Source organism: Paenibacillus sp. FW507-14B1B (assembly GCF_058781425.1).
The window spans coordinates 29987-44236 of record NZ_JBYSWS010000009.1 but is presented as its reverse complement, the minus strand read 5'-3'; the positions used below and the strand labels follow the sequence as shown (position 1 = coordinate 44236).

Below are 14250 nucleotides of genomic sequence, written 5' to 3'. Positions count from 1 at the left end.
AACAGCGTCCGTCATGCGGGTGCTGTTTTTTGTTGCCATGAAGATGAAGAATGAGGAGCCGTGCTCTATGTACATAATAAAGGGGAACCAAAGCCATCATCACTATTATTCAATAGGAGGCAAGCATACACATGAGCCGAAGAAGACGGAGTATGATGTCGGAAGAACTAAAGACCGAGCTGGCCAAAGAGCTAGGGTTCTATGATACGGTGCAGAAGGAAGGCTGGGGCGGGATCAAAGCAAGTGATGCGGGCAACATGGTTAAAAAGGCAATAGAGCTTGCAGAACGAGCAGCACGCCAATCAGATCGTTAATCTTAAGCATTATAAGGGACTTCCGCAGCTAGGAGGTCCCTTCCTTATATTTCATACGTTTTTTCATAAATTTTTTGGATTAATATGCGTATGGAAAAATGACTTCATGACGCCTGTTTGATAATATAAAGTCATTAGAAGTTTTTTCTGTAATGTGTTAAGTTGTGCTTATGGGAAAAGCTAAGGATAGGTGAACCTTCTTGAAAATATACGAAAAAGCGCCTGCAAAGATAAATTTAATGCTTGATGTACTTCATAAGAGGCCTGACGGTTTTCACGAAGTGGAAATGGTCATGACAATGATCGATTTGGCTGATCGACTAGAGATGTCAGAACAGCCAAGAGATACGATCATCATTACGAGTCAGGCGGGTTATATTCCCCTGGATGAGAAGAACCTGGCTTTTCAGGCGGCTAGGCTAATCAAGGAACGGTATGACGTTCGACAGGGTGTACATATTCATCTGGACAAAAAAATCCCGGTTGCTGCTGGCCTAGCTGGTGGAAGCAGCGATGCAGCCGCTACTCTCCGTGGGCTAAACCGGCTCTGGAATCTGAATATCCCTCTTGCAGAGCTTCTGTCACTGGGGGCTGAATTAGGTTCAGATGTTCCTTTCTGTGTTACAGGCGGATCTGCGCTTGCTACAGGTAGAGGAGAATTACTGACACCAGTACCGAGTCCTCCTCAGTGCTGGGCGGTAGTTGCTAAACCTCCGATTAATGTCTCAACAGCTGAAGTATATGGTCGCTTGCGTAGCGATAACATTCAGCATCACCCATCAGCCAGAGATATGGTTGCAGCTTTAGAGGAAGGCAATTTCCAGGAGATGTGTAGATCTCTAGGTAATGTGCTGGAGGAGGTTACTCTAAAATTGCATCCTGAGGTACAACAATTAAAAGATGCAATGATTAAGCTTGGTGCTGATGGAGTACTTATGTCCGGCAGTGGACCTACTGTGTTTGGCTTGGTAGCCAAAGAGTCCAAGGTTGCTCGGATTTATAATGGTCTTAGAGGATTTTGTAAAGAGGTTTATGCGGTTAGACTGCTCACATAAATGTGATGAGCTATGAGAGTAGTTCCGTGTAACCTTGTGGAAAGGCGTACAAAGATGTTATATTTACAGTATAATATTCGGATTTAGCGAGGAAGAAACCAAGTGAAAAAACTTAAACGAAGTGAACGATTGGTCGATATGACCCAATATTTATTATCTGAACCCCATACTTTAATCCCGCTAACTACGTTTGCAGAACGATATGGGGCGGCTAAGTCATCCATTAGTGAGGATTTAGCAATCATCAAGGAAGTATTCGAAGATGATGGGATTGGAGAATTGCAGACGCTGGCTGGAGCAGCAGGAGGTGTGAAATACATTCCGAAGCTGCGTAAAGACCATGCACTTTCTTTTGCCCAAGAGCTATGCCACAAGCTACAGCAAACGGACCGGATTCTACCTGGCGGCTATTTGTATATGTCTGACCTTCTGGGAGAGCCCTCTTTAATGAATGAAGCGGGGAAGATCTTTGCGACTGCATTTTCAGATCGAGATATTGATGTTGTGATGACAGTTGAAACTAAAGGGATTCCACTTGCATATGCTACGGCCGCGCAGCTTAATCTGCCGGTTGTTCTTGTGCGCCGTGACCATCAAGTGACGGAAGGGTCTGCAGTAAGCATTAATTACGTCTCAGGGTCACATAAGAGCATACACACCATGTCTCTTTCTCGTAGAGCGCTAAAAGAACGATCTCGAGTGCTGATCGTGGATGATTTCATGAAAGCAGGTGGTACCATCCAAGGAATGATGGATTTACTGGCTGAATTTAATGCTGATGTGGCTGGTGTTGGTGTACTTCTCGAATCAGGAGCGGTTGAGTCGGAGGAACGGTTACTGCAGAACTATATTTCTCTTGCGAGACTCTCGGATGTAGATTCCAAGAGCAAGATGATTACCGTTAGTCCCGGGAATTATTTCGAAAAATAGGTCTGACGGTATTTGTCGATAATAATAGCGTTTTCAAGCGAATGGGCACGAAGTCTGTCGAAAACATCACTTTCTAAAAAAAATTCCTGTTTTTAGGACATTTTCTAAATAAAAAAAGAAGGAATTCGGTTTGCTGTGTGGAATTATACACCAAGTCTCTGATGGAAAAAGGTGGTGAACACATATGCAAATTACGGATGTCAGACTCCGCCGTGTTAACTCTGAGGGGAGAATGAAAGCAATCGCATCCATTACCATCGATAATGAATTTGTCGTTCACGACATTCGCGTTATCGACGGCAACAATGGAATGTTTGTTGCAATGCCGAGCAAGCGCACTCCAGATGGAGAGTTTCGCGACATTGCCCATCCGATTTCTTCCGGTACTCGCGAGAAGATTCAGTCCGCTGTATTGGCTGAGTACGAGCGTGCTGCTACTGAAGAGGAAGTCATTGAAGAAGGCGCTTAAGATCGACTATTGGGGTTCAAGGAAAAGAGAGCCATACTTGTGGCTCTCTTTTCTTTTTTTCTAGAATGAGATATATTCAGTAGTGAGTTCAAGAGGAGGAGGCAGGGCCCTTGAAAAGATTGGCTATTGTGCTCGCCGCTGGGCAGGGCAAACGAATGAAATCGAAACTATATAAAGTTCTTCACCCCGTCTGCGGGAAACCGATGGTGGGTCATGTATTACAAACGGTTAATCAAGTTCACTGTGAACGCAGTGTGGTGGTTGTGGGTCATGGAGCGGAAACCGTCCGTTCATACCTAGGAGATGCGGCAGAATATGTTCTGCAGGAAGAACAGCTTGGAACGGGTCATGCCGTCAAACAAGCGAAAGAGCTTCTTGGTAATGAACATGGTTCGACGATCGTTATCTGCGGAGATACACCGCTTGTCACATCTGAGACACTTGAAGGTTTGTTGGCGCTGCATGAGAACAATAAGGCCGCTGCAACCGTGCTCACAGCTCATATGGACAACCCTAAAGGCTATGGTCGGGTAATCCGAGATGAAGAAGGCAAAGTGCTACGGATTGTGGAGCAGAAGGACTGTAGTCCTGAGGAAGATGCTGTAGGTGAAATCAATACAGGCACTTACTGTTTTGACAATGCAAAGCTGTTCGCTGCTCTCGACAAAGTAACGAACAACAATGCACAGCAGGAATATTATTTAACCGATGTTATCGGTATCATGAAGCAAGCTGGTGAGACGGTACTGGCATATCAGACCGATGATCATGCCGAGTCCATTGGGGTTAATGATCGCCTTGCTTTATCGCAAGCAGAGGGTTTCATGCGCGAACGCATAACACGTCGTCATATGCTGAATGGAGTAACCATTATTGATCCAGCTTCAACATATATCGGTGCTGATGTGACAATAGGCGCAGACACGGTTCTTCATCCAGGAACAATATTAAGAGGCAATACCGTTATTGGCGGTCAGTGCGAGATTGGACCAAACAGTGAGATTGAAGACTCGGTTATTGCAGACGGAGTGTCTATTAAATACTCTGTTCTTAGCAAATCCGAAGTCGGAGCAAGCTCAAATGTTGGACCGTTCGCTTATTTGCGTCCGGGCGCTAAACTGGGTGAGCATGTCAAGATTGGCGATTTCGTTGAAGTTAAGAATTCGACGATTGATGACGGTTCGAAGGTATCTCATTTGAGTTATGTCGGAGACGCAAAAGTCGGTAAAAACGTTAATGTTGGCTGTGGTGCAATAACAGTGAACTACGATGGATATAATAAGTCTATTACCGAAATTGAGGATGATGCTTTTATCGGCAGTAATGTGAACTTGGTTGCTCCGGTTAAAGTTGGTAAAGGCGCATTTGTCGTAGCTGGCACAACGGTCACTCATTCAGTGCCAGACAACGATTTAGCAATTGGTAGACATCGGCAAGAAAACAAACCCGGATATGCCGAGAAAATTCGGGCACGCGCTAAGGCCAAGAAGAACAGTCAGACACATTCATAGTTGCTGTCCTCTCTTAGGAGAAGCGGTGATTGGGCAGCCTAATTCAATGAACCAGCACGGAGGGTTTCTATTCTATGACTTATCTAGATTCTAAATTGAAAATTTTTACATGTAATTCCAATCCAAAGCTAGCCCATCAAATCGCCGATTATATCGGAATTCCGATGGGGGAGTCCCATACAACCAGCTTTAGCGACGGTGAGATTCAGGTGAAACTCTCCGAAAGCGTTCGTGGCTGCCATGTTTATATTGTACAGTCTACATGTGGGCCGGTTAATGATAACCTGATGGAGCTTCTGGTTATGGTCGATGCACTGAAGCGGGCTTCCGCAAAGAGCATCAACGTGGTTATTCCTTACTACGGTTACGCTCGCCAAGACCGTAAAGCTCGTTCGCGTGATCCAATCACTGCGAAGCTGGTTGCTAATCTCATTGAGAAGGCTGGTGCACATCGTGTAATCACGATGGATCTACACGCAATGCAAATTCAGGGCTTCTTCGATATCCCTGTTGACCATTTGCTTGGCGTTCCTATCATTGCCCAGTATTTCCGTTCTAAGCAAATCGAGAATCCAGTCGTTGTATCACCAGATCACGGCGGCGTGGTTCGTGCGAGAAAACTTGCTGATTTCTTGAATGCTCCACTTGCGATCATCGACAAGCGGCGTCCGGAGCCAAATGTAAGTGAAGTTATGAATATTATCGGGAATATCGAGGGCAAAACAGCTATCCTCATCGATGATATCATCGATACGGCAGGTACGATTGTTCTTGGTGCTAACGCACTTATGGAAGGCGGCGTAAAAGAAGTATACGCTTGCTGTACCCATCCTGTACTTTCGGGTCCTGCGATGGAGCGACTGGAGAATTCCCCGCTTAAGGAAGTTATCGTGACAGACACGATTCCGATTACTCATGAGAATCCGAGCAGTAAGTTGACTGTATTGTCGGTTGCTCCGCTCATGGGTGAAGCGATTATCCGTGTTCATGAAGAGTTGTCTATTAGTAAACTGTTTGAGATCGAATAATATTTGCTATATCTTAAAGGGTTACGTTTCCTCCAGAAGGAAATGTAACCCTTGTCGGCTATAGCGGACTTTAGCGTTCATCTGTATAAGAATCCATAAAGAAACCGGTTACAATTATGTAGGCGGGCAATCAGTACCCGGGACGTGAGATGAAGGTAAAAGAGTTCCGGTTATATAAGGTTCCTTCTACTTCCACAAAATGAGCGTCTACGGCCGTGATTAGGCCAACATCGAGATGACAGCCCTGTTCGTACACTTGCACCGGTATGGCGTGCTTCATGTGGTATTGAAAATGGCTATGATGCGTCAATCTCTGTTCATAATTTTTCAATGCCGGTCCACCTTCTTAATGTGAGGGTAATGTATTGTTCATATTGTACTCAGAAAGCTCGAAAGAAGAAAGTATAAATACAGAAAGGAATCAAGACGAAATGAAATGGATTGTTGGATTGGGCAACCCGGGTCCAGCTTATGAAAAGACGCGCCACAATGTCGGGTTTATGGCACTGGACCTTCTGGCTGAGCGTCATGGGATGAAATTTACGAATACCAAATCAAAATCAGTCATTGCCGAAGGCTTCATTGGAGGCAAGAAAACAGCGCTGATTAAACCGATGACATTTATGAATTTATCAGGAGAAGCTGTACGAGCTTTTATGGACTATTATAAAGTGGATCTTGAAGATATGATCGTTGTATATGATGATCTGGATACAGCCGTAGGTAAAATTCGTCTGAGATATCAAGGGAGCGCTGGCGGACATAATGGGATCAAATCCATTATCCAGCATACAGGAACACAGACGTTCAATCGGGTAAGAATGGGGATTTCCCGTCCGGAACCGGGACATGCTATCGTTGATTATGTGTTAGGAACTTTCCCGAAACGCGAACAAGAATTGTTGAAAGATATGATAGATACAACATGCGACGCTCTTGAATTTAGTCTCGATCATACATTTGAGCAAACGATGGCAAAGTTTAACGGAGCTTAGCGCTTCATCATTCATCACTCGGTCTGAAAGACTGATAAACCGGGCATACTGAAGGTATAAACGACCTTCAGGAGGCATATGATGGCGATAAACTATATTTGCAGACACTGTCGTACTTTTCAAGGCCGGATTGAATCCACACATGTTTCAGAAACTCAACTCGGATTCGATTCCTTGACCGCCGAGGAACGCAGGGATATAATAGCGTATGATTTTAATGGGGAGATTACCGTCCGGGTAACTTGTGATCATTGCAGAGAGGCGCTGGAAGCGCATCCCGAACTAAGTCTATTAGCAAGTCCCCTTCAGTAGTAAACAGCTTCTATGTTAGTCATAGGATGTAATGTAAGATGGACAAAAAACGCGGTTAGCGAAAGGCCGCGATTTAGCCTTGGCAGTTTGCTGAGGCTTCTTTTCGATTACACATTTTCGATAAATTTATACGTTAGCATAAGAGAGGTGCCCCTTTTGTTACAAGCACTTATAGACGTCTTTTCGGAAGATTCAGACTTTAAATCTATTGCAGCCGGTACATCGGCAGGAATGAGAGAACAGCTTATTTCAGGTCTGTCTGGTTCGTCCAGACAAGTCTTAATGGCTGCAATATTCCAGAGCCAGGAGCGTCCATTGCTCGTGGTTACCCATAACATGTTCTCGGCGCAAAAAATTGCAGATGACCTGCAAGAGGTACTATCTGCTGATCAAGTACTGCTATATCCGGCCAACGAGTTAGTAGCAGCTGAATCAGCCGTATCCAGCCCGGAGACCTTAGCCCAGCGAATTGATGTACTTCATCGTTGTGCGCGTGGCTTCCGGGGTGTTGTCGTGGCTCCGCTTTCAGGTGTGCGTCGTTTGTTGCCTGCACCAGAAGTGATGGCGGATGCGCGTATTGTACTAAACGATGGCGGTACGCTTGAACTCGAGTCATTCTTGAATCGGATGGTTGAGCTCGGTTATGAGCGTGTAGAGCGAGTGGAAAGTCGCGGTGAGATGAGTGTACGGGGAGGAATTATTGATTTCTATCCGATGACAACCCCTTTTGCTTACCGCGTGGAGCTATTTGACGAAGATATTGATTCCATTCGTACCTTTGATCCATCGGATCAGCGATCCATTGATAAAGTAAAAGAAGTGGTCATCACACCGTGCAAGGAAATAATTGCAGATACAGAGCGACTCACCCGTGCAGCTGAGAACATTTCGAGAATGTTGGAAACTCAGCTCGAGAGAATGACGGATAGACAAGCGAAGCTTCGCTTGCGTGAAGAAATAAACCGTGAAGTTGAAATGCTGCGAGAGCGTGTGTATTTCCCTGAGATCTACAAATATATTTCTCTCTTGTATCCGGAAAGAACGCATTTATACGATTACATGCCAGAAGATACGATACTTATAATGGATGAACCTGCACGTCTTCTGGAAACAGGGAAGCAACTAGAGCGGGACGAGGCGGAATGGAACCTTCACCTGATGCAACACGGCAAATCTTTGCCTGATCTCCCTTTATCACTTGATAGTGATGATGTCGTATATCAGCATCGATACCAAACGCTGTTGATCTCCATGTTTTTGCGTCAGGTACCAAGAATTCAACCTCAAAATATCGTAAACTTCATTACCCGAGGCATGCAGGATTTCCATGGGCAGATGAATGTGTTAAAGGCAGAAATGGAACGCTGGCATAAAACAGGTGTCAAGGTGATGATGTTGGCGGGTGGACCTGATCGTATGGATCGCATGAGACGCGTGCTCCAGGATTATGGAATTAATGAGCCCATTATGCTTGACGGAAGCCTGAAAAATGGTTTTGAGATACCTTCAGTTCATGCGGCAGTAATTACCGAGGCAGAAATGTTCTCACAGAAGCAGCGTAAGGTTCGCAAAAACACTAAAAATATGGACAACGCCGAGCGGATCAAGAGCTACACAGAGCTTAAAGTCGGCGATTATGTTGTACATCAGAACCATGGTATTGGTAAATACATGGGGATCGGAACACTTGAAATCAACGGTATTCATAAAGACTATATGCATATCCTCTATGCTGGAAGTGATAAGCTGTCGGTACCGATTGAACAGATTGATCTGATTCAAAAATATGTGGGTTCAGAGGATAAGGAGCCTAAGATTTATAAGCTCGGAGGTAACGAATGGACACGAGTTAAGAATAAAGTCCGTTCCTCTGTACAAGATATCGCTGATGATCTGATTAAGCTCTATGCTGACCGTCAGTCTGCGCCGGGCTATGGATTCGAGAAAGATACACCAGAGCAGCAGGAATTTGAAGATTTGTTCCCTTATGATGAAACCCATGATCAGCTCAGGGCAATCGAGGAAATCAAGAAGGATATGGAGCAGAATCGTCCGATGGATAGATTGCTCTGCGGGGATGTTGGTTATGGTAAAACCGAGGTTGCGGTTCGAGCTGCTTTTAAAGCTGCGATTGAGGGCAAACAGGTCGCAGTTCTCGTACCGACAACAATACTCGCTCAACAACACTATGAAACATTCCGAGAGCGGTTCTCAAACTATCCAATCAATATCCAGGTGCTTAGCCGCTTCCGCAGCCGTAAGGAGCAGAACGAGACCATTAAGAAGGTCAAACAAGGAACGGTTGATATTCTAATCGGTACCCATCGTCTTTTGTCACAAGATCTTGTGTTTAAAGATCTGGGTCTGCTTATTGTCGATGAGGAGCAGCGTTTTGGCGTAACGCATAAGGAGAAATTAAAGCGTCTGAAGACGAATGTGGACGTCTTGACGCTTACAGCAACACCGATTCCGCGTACACTTCACATGTCTATGCTGGGTGTTCGTGATTTGTCTGTAATTGAGACACCACCAGAGAACCGTTTCCCAGTACAAACTTATGTTGTTGAGCATAGCCAGACGCTTGTCAGAGAGGCTATAGAGCGTGAGTTGGCTCGTGGTGGACAGGTATATTATCTGTACAATAGAGTGCAAGGAATCCAGGAGATGGCTGCTCAAATTTCGATGCTTGTTCCTGAAGCCAAAGTAGGCGTTGGGCATGGACAAATGTCTGAGACGGAACTTGAGAAGACAATTCTTGATTTCCTAGATGGCGAATATGATGTGCTGGTAAGTACGAGTATCATTGAGACAGGCGTGGATATTCCGAATGTTAATACGCTGATTGTACATGATGCAGACAAAATGGGATTATCTCAGCTGTACCAATTACGTGGACGAGTAGGCCGTTCTAATCGGATAGCTTACGCCTACTTTACTTACCAGCGGGATAAGGTATTGACCGAAGTAGCTGAAAAGCGCCTTCAGTCAATCAAGGAGTTTACAGAGCTTGGTTCAGGCTTCAAAATTGCTATGCGCGACTTGTCCATTCGAGGAGCAGGAAATCTGCTTGGTGCAGAACAGCATGGCTTCATTGCATCCGTCGGGTTTGATTTATATTCTCAAATGCTAGCTGAAGAAATTCAGAAACGTAAAGTGAGTATGCTCGGTGAGCCGGCGGTACCGTCAGAGCACTGGAATACTTCGATTGACCTGGGAATTGATGCTTACCTGCCATCGGATTACATTTATGACAGCATCCAGAAGATTGAAATATACAAAAAGGTCGCCGTCGTATCCTCCTTTGACGAGGCAGCAGAGCTTGAAGACGAGCTGCTTGATCGATTTGGTGAATTGCCACTAGCGGTGCAAAATCTACTGGCTGTTTCCCGTCTTAAGGTATTCGGACGTATGTATGGAATTGACTCCATTTCTCAACGTGGAGATGATGTCCTTTTGCAGTTCTATGAAGGGCAGGATAAAATTGTTAACACGGTTAGGCTTGCCGAAATTGGAAATCTGTTCGAAAGACGTGTACAATTTGATCAGGGGCCCAATATGCTGATCCGTCTCAAGGGTAAGGGTCTTTCGGATCAACAGTTGCTCGAATTGCTAGAGCAATTTCTGGAGGCTGCCAAGGAGCCATTCAACCTGAAGGGAGATTTACAAAATGCCGTCAAGAAATAAAAAGGCGTGGAAGATGTTTATCGTATCGCTAACTGCGGTAATGTCCATGTCGGTACTCGCAGCATGCGGTGACGACAGTAAAGATAATGCACAACCGAAGGATGATAGCAAAGTTGTAGTGAAATACAAAGGTGGAGAAATTACGGAGAAAGAATTCGACCTTGAACAGCGTATGATGCAGTTCATGTCTCCGGAATATGCTCAGCTCCTGCAGATGGACCAGTTTAAAGAATATTTGGCCAAGCAGGGAGTAACCTATGAGTATCTCTATTCCAAAGCGGGTGAAGAGGCAAAGAAAGCAGCTAAAACTCAAGCGGATGATCTGGTGAAACAGAACAAAACCGCGATGGGTGAAGAGCAGTTTAAGAAATCCTTGGAGGCACAGAATCTGACAGAGCAAGATCTCACGAATTATATGCTTCGAGTATTAACCGTGATGGAAGATCAGAAGAACAAAGTGACAGAAGACGATATCAAGAAGGAGTTCGAAAGTAAGAAACAGGACTTCACGACGATTAGTGTCCGTCACGTTCTGATCGGATTTACAGATGCTGAAGGCAAGGAACGCAAAGAAGAAGATGCTTTAAAACTTGCCAAAGAGGTTAAATCTAAATTGGACAAGGGCGAAGATTTTGCCAAAATTGCAAAAGAGTACTCCGAAGATCCAGGATCGAAGGATAATGGTGGTCTCTATGAGAACAAGGAAGCCCGCACTTGGGTAACGGAGTTCAAAGAAAAGGCACTCACTCTTCCTCTGAACAAGATCAGTGACCCTGTTAAGACGGACTATGGTTACCATATCATGAAGGTTGAAAGTCGTAAGGAAGTTACCTATGACAAGTTGAGTGATACGCAAAAGGAAAGTATTCATAACGAATTGGCTTCTCTCAAAGTCGATGATTTCATGAAGAACGAGCTTGACGGTTTAATTGAAAAAATGGATCTTCCTAAGAGTGAAACTCCTACAACAGATGATAAGGGCACCGAGAGCAAAGACAAGGCCCCTGCAACAGGTGAAGGAACGAAAGACAGCGAGAAGACCGAAGAAACTGGAAAATGAACGAACGGATAATCTAGGCAAGGACAGCAGTCTCAGACCCGCATTTTTCACAGTCTAACTAACATGTCACAGTCATCAGTTGAATCAAAATCGCGCAGATGGGATCAGCTTCCTGCCGACCACTTATTTCATGCAGCTTTAAACTCCGAGATTTCTCGGGATGAGCTTCGTTTATCGAGTGTGTCAAAAGGAATGCTGAACGATCCATAGTGCGAAATTTGCGCTATGGATCGTTCTGCTCGGCAAGCCTTGCTGGTTCAAATAGAAATTCTTTTTGTAACCAATATCGGGCTAAGCATGTATAAGGATATGGGAAAGGATGAATACTATGGTCAGACATTACACTTATATACCTGGGGACATCCTCTTCCCGTACCCGCACAGTAGTTGAAAAATCTTCTTAAGAAAGTGGGGCAACATGTGAAATGAAAGCTACTGGAATCGTTCGCCGTATAGATGACCTCGGGCGCGTGGTTATCCCAAAGGAAATTAGACGCACACTGCGAATCCGTGAAGGAGATCCGCTTGAGATTTTTGTAGATCGGGATGGGGAGGTTATTTTGAAGAAATACTCTCCAATCGGTGAATTGGGTGACTTCGCGAAGGAATATGCTGAATCACTTTATGAAGGTACAGGTCATATGACCATTATCTCTGACCGTGATACGTTTATTGCTGTAGCTGGGGGTTCCAAGAAGGAATATCTGGACAAGCAGATCGGTAATTTGCTCGAAAATTGCATGGAAAACCGCAAAACTGTGTTGGAAACAAATACAGGAACATATGAGATCAGCAAAGATAACCCAGAGGAATTCTCAAGCTTTGTAGCGGCTCCAATCGTTACAGGGGGAGACCCGATCGGCTGCGTTCTGCTCTTGAACAAAGATGAATCGGTAAACATGGGTGAAATGGAAACGAAGATGGCTGAAACAGCTGCAGCTTTCCTTGGAAAGCAAATGGAGCAGTAATAGCAATAAGCTCTTTCCTGAATAAAGGCAATTTACTCCCTCTGATCCTCGGACCATGCTGGTCCGATAGCAGGTGGGAGTTTTTTGTCTTTCTGGAGCTATATGGTTTTAAGTTTTGAGTCTCCGATCCAGTTCCGGTTATAATGGGGTATCAAAGGTCCTTTTAAACGGACGAACCATAAGGGAATGGCGCTGACTAATGAAACATAATGAATCAGGATCTAGGCTTCTTCAGGGGGCTTTTATTCTTAGCGCGGCGGCAATCGGCTCCAAGCTGATCGGAACGTTGCAAAAAATACCACTGCAAAATATGGGCGGTGACGCCGTATTTGGCATTTATAATACGGTTTATCCGCTATATATGATGATCATTACAGTAGCAGCAGCTGGCTTCCCAGCAGCTTTGTCGAAATATGTGGCTGAGTATGAGGCTGGAGGACGTTTCGAAGATAGTCGGAGGATGCTTCGTGTATCGACTGTTACCCTTCTCCTATTCGGCCTTGCTCTGGGTGTAACGTTGTATCTAGGTGCGCCGATATTAGGGATATGGATCGGTGACGATCATGTTGTACCAGCATTAAGGAGCGGGGCACTGGCGCTGGCATTCGTTCCATGGATGGCACTTTTGCGAGGATATTTTCAGGGATTACACAACATGGTGCCTACAGCCGTATCACAAATTGTAGAGCAGTCCATACGGGTGGCTGTTATGATTGTCCTTCTCCTCTACATGATTGGTGCAGGCGCTGGCGTAGATCAAATTGCTGCTGGGGCATTATTTGGGTCTGCAGCAGGTGGATTAGCGGGTCTCCTTGTTATGGCTTACTACTGGCGTAAAGAAGTCTCCTCACGTCGAATTGTAGGATTCACAGCAGAAGGGGTTCATAAAGCAGGTGTAGAGTCACTTCATGGGCAATCTCAAAGCGTACTGTTGGAGCGGGAAGGGTATGTACGTATTCTTCGTCGAATGTTGGTTTACGCGTTGCCTATTTGTATGAGTGCTCTCGCAGTGCCTTTAATTGGCTTAGTGGACACTTTTACTGTACCTAGGCTTCTTAAAGACACGGGCCTATCGGGGCAATCTGTAATGGCCCAGTTCGGTATTTATAACCGCGGACTTCCACTTGTTCAGCTTGTGACAATGATGGCGACCTCTTTATCGGTGTTGTTTATCCCAGCATTGGCTGAAGCGAAATTTAAGAACCAGAAGGAACTTGTGGTGAAGCAGTGCCGACTCGCACTACGCTGGTTTTGGTTACTTGGTCTTGCAGCATCCGTAGGGCTCGCCGCACTCGCAATTCCCATCAACATTATGTTGTATCAGGATGCGGAAGGTAGTGGTGTGATGCGCTGGATTGCTTTTACGGCTGTTGGTGGTACCGTAAGCATTATCTCCGCTGCTCTGCTGCAAGGGATCGGTATCGTGCGAGCCCCGGCAATTCATTTACTGGCAGGTGCGGCAGTTAAGCTTGGTCTTAATCTGCTACTTGTACCTAGTATGGGCATTACGGGTGCCGCAATTGCTGGTGTGGTAGCACATTTCATCGCGGCAACGTTGAATGTAATCCTGCTTGCTCGCTCAACCGGCTTCCGACTGGACGTCGTTAATTCGCTTGCCAAGCCTGTATTTATCATCGCAGCGCTGGCGTTAGCAGCTTGGGGCATAAGTAATGCTACAGGTGACCTACTTGCGATGGTGGGCATTGCTGAGGGGCGCTTGAGCGCTGCTGCCTCCAGTCTGACTGGTGTAGTAGCGGGAGCTATTGTCTTTCTTGCCGGTGCTGTGTTTACGAAGCTTCTTACTGAAGAGGAGCTTCGCATGCTGCCGAAGGTCGGAAGTCCTCTAGTAGCGATGTTTAAAGCGATGCGTATGCTGAGCTGACAACGTGCAGGCGTGAGATGTCTTTCCGTCTGTGGTATAGTA

The 14250-nt window shown here is 45.4% G+C and carries 14 protein-coding genes; 13 read left to right on the top strand and 1 reads right to left on the bottom strand.

Annotation, left to right across the window (positions count from 1 at the left end; all coding sequences use genetic code 11):
* Positions 1–131 precede the first annotated feature (131 nt).
* The 6 genes from AC3WJJ_RS24940 to AC3WJJ_RS24915 all read left to right on the top strand — a co-directional run bounded on the left by AC3WJJ_RS24940 (position 132) and on the right by AC3WJJ_RS24915 (position 5307).
* A complete protein-coding gene (locus AC3WJJ_RS24940) occupies positions 132–314 on the top strand; it encodes a small, acid-soluble spore protein, alpha/beta type (RefSeq protein WP_422659009.1) in 183 nt (60 codons plus the stop codon).
* 200 nt (positions 315–514) lie between these two features.
* The gene (gene ispE / locus AC3WJJ_RS24935; protein WP_492544759.1) at positions 515–1369 is read left to right on the top strand and encodes a 4-(cytidine 5'-diphospho)-2-C-methyl-D-erythritol kinase; all 855 of its coding nucleotides are present in this window, start codon (positions 515–517) and stop codon (positions 1367–1369) included.
* Between the two features lie 102 nt (positions 1370–1471).
* On the top strand, positions 1472–2299 hold the full coding sequence (purR, locus tag AC3WJJ_RS24930) for a pur operon repressor (RefSeq protein WP_422659011.1): 828 nt from the start codon (positions 1472–1474) through the stop codon (positions 2297–2299).
* Positions 2300–2483: 184 nt separating this feature from the next.
* On the top strand, positions 2484–2768 hold the full coding sequence (spoVG, locus tag AC3WJJ_RS24925) for a septation regulator SpoVG (protein ID WP_006207419.1): 285 nt from the start codon (positions 2484–2486) through the stop codon (positions 2766–2768).
* A gap of 110 nt (positions 2769–2878) precedes the next feature.
* The gene (glmU, locus tag AC3WJJ_RS24920; RefSeq protein ID WP_492544757.1) at positions 2879–4279 is read left to right on the top strand and encodes a bifunctional UDP-N-acetylglucosamine diphosphorylase/glucosamine-1-phosphate N-acetyltransferase GlmU; all 1401 of its coding nucleotides are present in this window, start codon (positions 2879–2881) and stop codon (positions 4277–4279) included.
* A gap of 74 nt (positions 4280–4353) precedes the next feature.
* The gene (locus AC3WJJ_RS24915; protein WP_422659013.1) at positions 4354–5307 is read left to right on the top strand and encodes a ribose-phosphate diphosphokinase; all 954 of its coding nucleotides are present in this window, start codon (positions 4354–4356) and stop codon (positions 5305–5307) included.
* A 130-nt stretch (positions 5308–5437) separates the two neighbouring features.
* On the opposite strand, the gene AC3WJJ_RS24910 is transcribed toward AC3WJJ_RS24915, so the two are convergent.
* Positions 5438–5638: a hypothetical protein gene (locus AC3WJJ_RS24910; RefSeq protein ID WP_492544754.1), complete on the bottom strand. Its 201-nt coding sequence runs from the start codon at positions 5636–5638 to the stop codon at positions 5438–5440.
* Positions 5639–5738: 100 nt separating this feature from the next.
* On the opposite strand from AC3WJJ_RS24910, the gene pth reads away from it, so the two are divergent.
* The 7 genes from pth (at position 5739) to AC3WJJ_RS24875 (ending at position 14208) form a co-directional block, all read left to right on the top strand.
* Entirely contained in the window at positions 5739–6302 is a 564-nt protein-coding gene (gene pth / locus AC3WJJ_RS24905) for an aminoacyl-tRNA hydrolase (RefSeq protein ID WP_492544752.1), read from the top strand.
* Positions 6303–6383: 81 nt separating this feature from the next.
* The gene (gene fin / locus AC3WJJ_RS24900) at positions 6384–6614 is read left to right on the top strand and encodes an anti-sigma-F factor Fin (RefSeq protein ID WP_422659016.1); all 231 of its coding nucleotides are present in this window, start codon (positions 6384–6386) and stop codon (positions 6612–6614) included.
* A 156-nt stretch (positions 6615–6770) separates the two neighbouring features.
* Positions 6771–10298, top strand: coding sequence for a transcription-repair coupling factor (gene mfd, locus AC3WJJ_RS24895; protein ID WP_492544750.1), 3528 nt, complete (start codon positions 6771–6773; stop codon positions 10296–10298).
* Positions 10282–11358, top strand: a complete 1077-nt coding sequence (locus AC3WJJ_RS24890; RefSeq protein ID WP_492544748.1) for a peptidylprolyl isomerase — start codon at positions 10282–10284, stop codon at positions 11356–11358. The genes mfd and AC3WJJ_RS24890 overlap by 17 nt, the downstream gene beginning before the upstream one ends.
* Positions 11359–11421: 63 nt before the next feature.
* Positions 11422–11568 (top strand): hypothetical protein, encoded by a 147-nt coding sequence (locus tag AC3WJJ_RS24885; protein ID WP_492544746.1) that lies wholly within the window; start codon positions 11422–11424, stop codon positions 11566–11568.
* Between the two features lie 215 nt (positions 11569–11783).
* Complete coding sequence (gene spoVT, locus AC3WJJ_RS24880) at positions 11784–12326, top strand: stage V sporulation protein T (RefSeq protein ID WP_422659019.1); 543 nt, start codon at positions 11784–11786, stop codon at positions 12324–12326.
* Positions 12327–12525: 199 nt separating this feature from the next.
* Positions 12526–14208: a putative polysaccharide biosynthesis protein gene (locus AC3WJJ_RS24875; RefSeq protein WP_492544743.1), complete on the top strand. Its 1683-nt coding sequence runs from the start codon at positions 12526–12528 to the stop codon at positions 14206–14208.
* Positions 14209–14250 lie beyond the last annotated feature (42 nt).

Excerpts from the sequence above, each read along its gene's own strand:
- AC3WJJ_RS24940 (WP_422659009.1), top strand. The coding sequence starts at position 132 with ATGAGCCGAAGAAGACGGAGTATGATGTCGGAAGAACTAAAGACCGAG.
- spoVG (WP_006207419.1), top strand. The coding sequence starts at position 2,484 with ATGCAAATTACGGATGTCAGACTCCGCCGTGTTAACTCTGAGGGGAGA.
- AC3WJJ_RS24915 (WP_422659013.1), top strand. The coding sequence starts at position 4,354 with ATGACTTATCTAGATTCTAAATTGAAAATTTTTACATGTAATTCCAAT.
- pth (WP_492544752.1), top strand. The coding sequence starts at position 5,739 with ATGAAATGGATTGTTGGATTGGGCAACCCGGGTCCAGCTTATGAAAAG.
- fin (WP_422659016.1), top strand. The coding sequence starts at position 6,384 with ATGGCGATAAACTATATTTGCAGACACTGTCGTACTTTTCAAGGCCGG.
- AC3WJJ_RS24890 (WP_492544748.1), top strand. The coding sequence starts at position 10,282 with ATGCCGTCAAGAAATAAAAAGGCGTGGAAGATGTTTATCGTATCGCTA.
- AC3WJJ_RS24885 (WP_492544746.1), top strand. The coding sequence starts at position 11,422 with ATGTCACAGTCATCAGTTGAATCAAAATCGCGCAGATGGGATCAGCTT.
- spoVT (WP_422659019.1), top strand. The coding sequence starts at position 11,784 with ATGAAAGCTACTGGAATCGTTCGCCGTATAGATGACCTCGGGCGCGTG.
- AC3WJJ_RS24875 (WP_492544743.1), top strand. The coding sequence starts at position 12,526 with ATGAAACATAATGAATCAGGATCTAGGCTTCTTCAGGGGGCTTTTATT.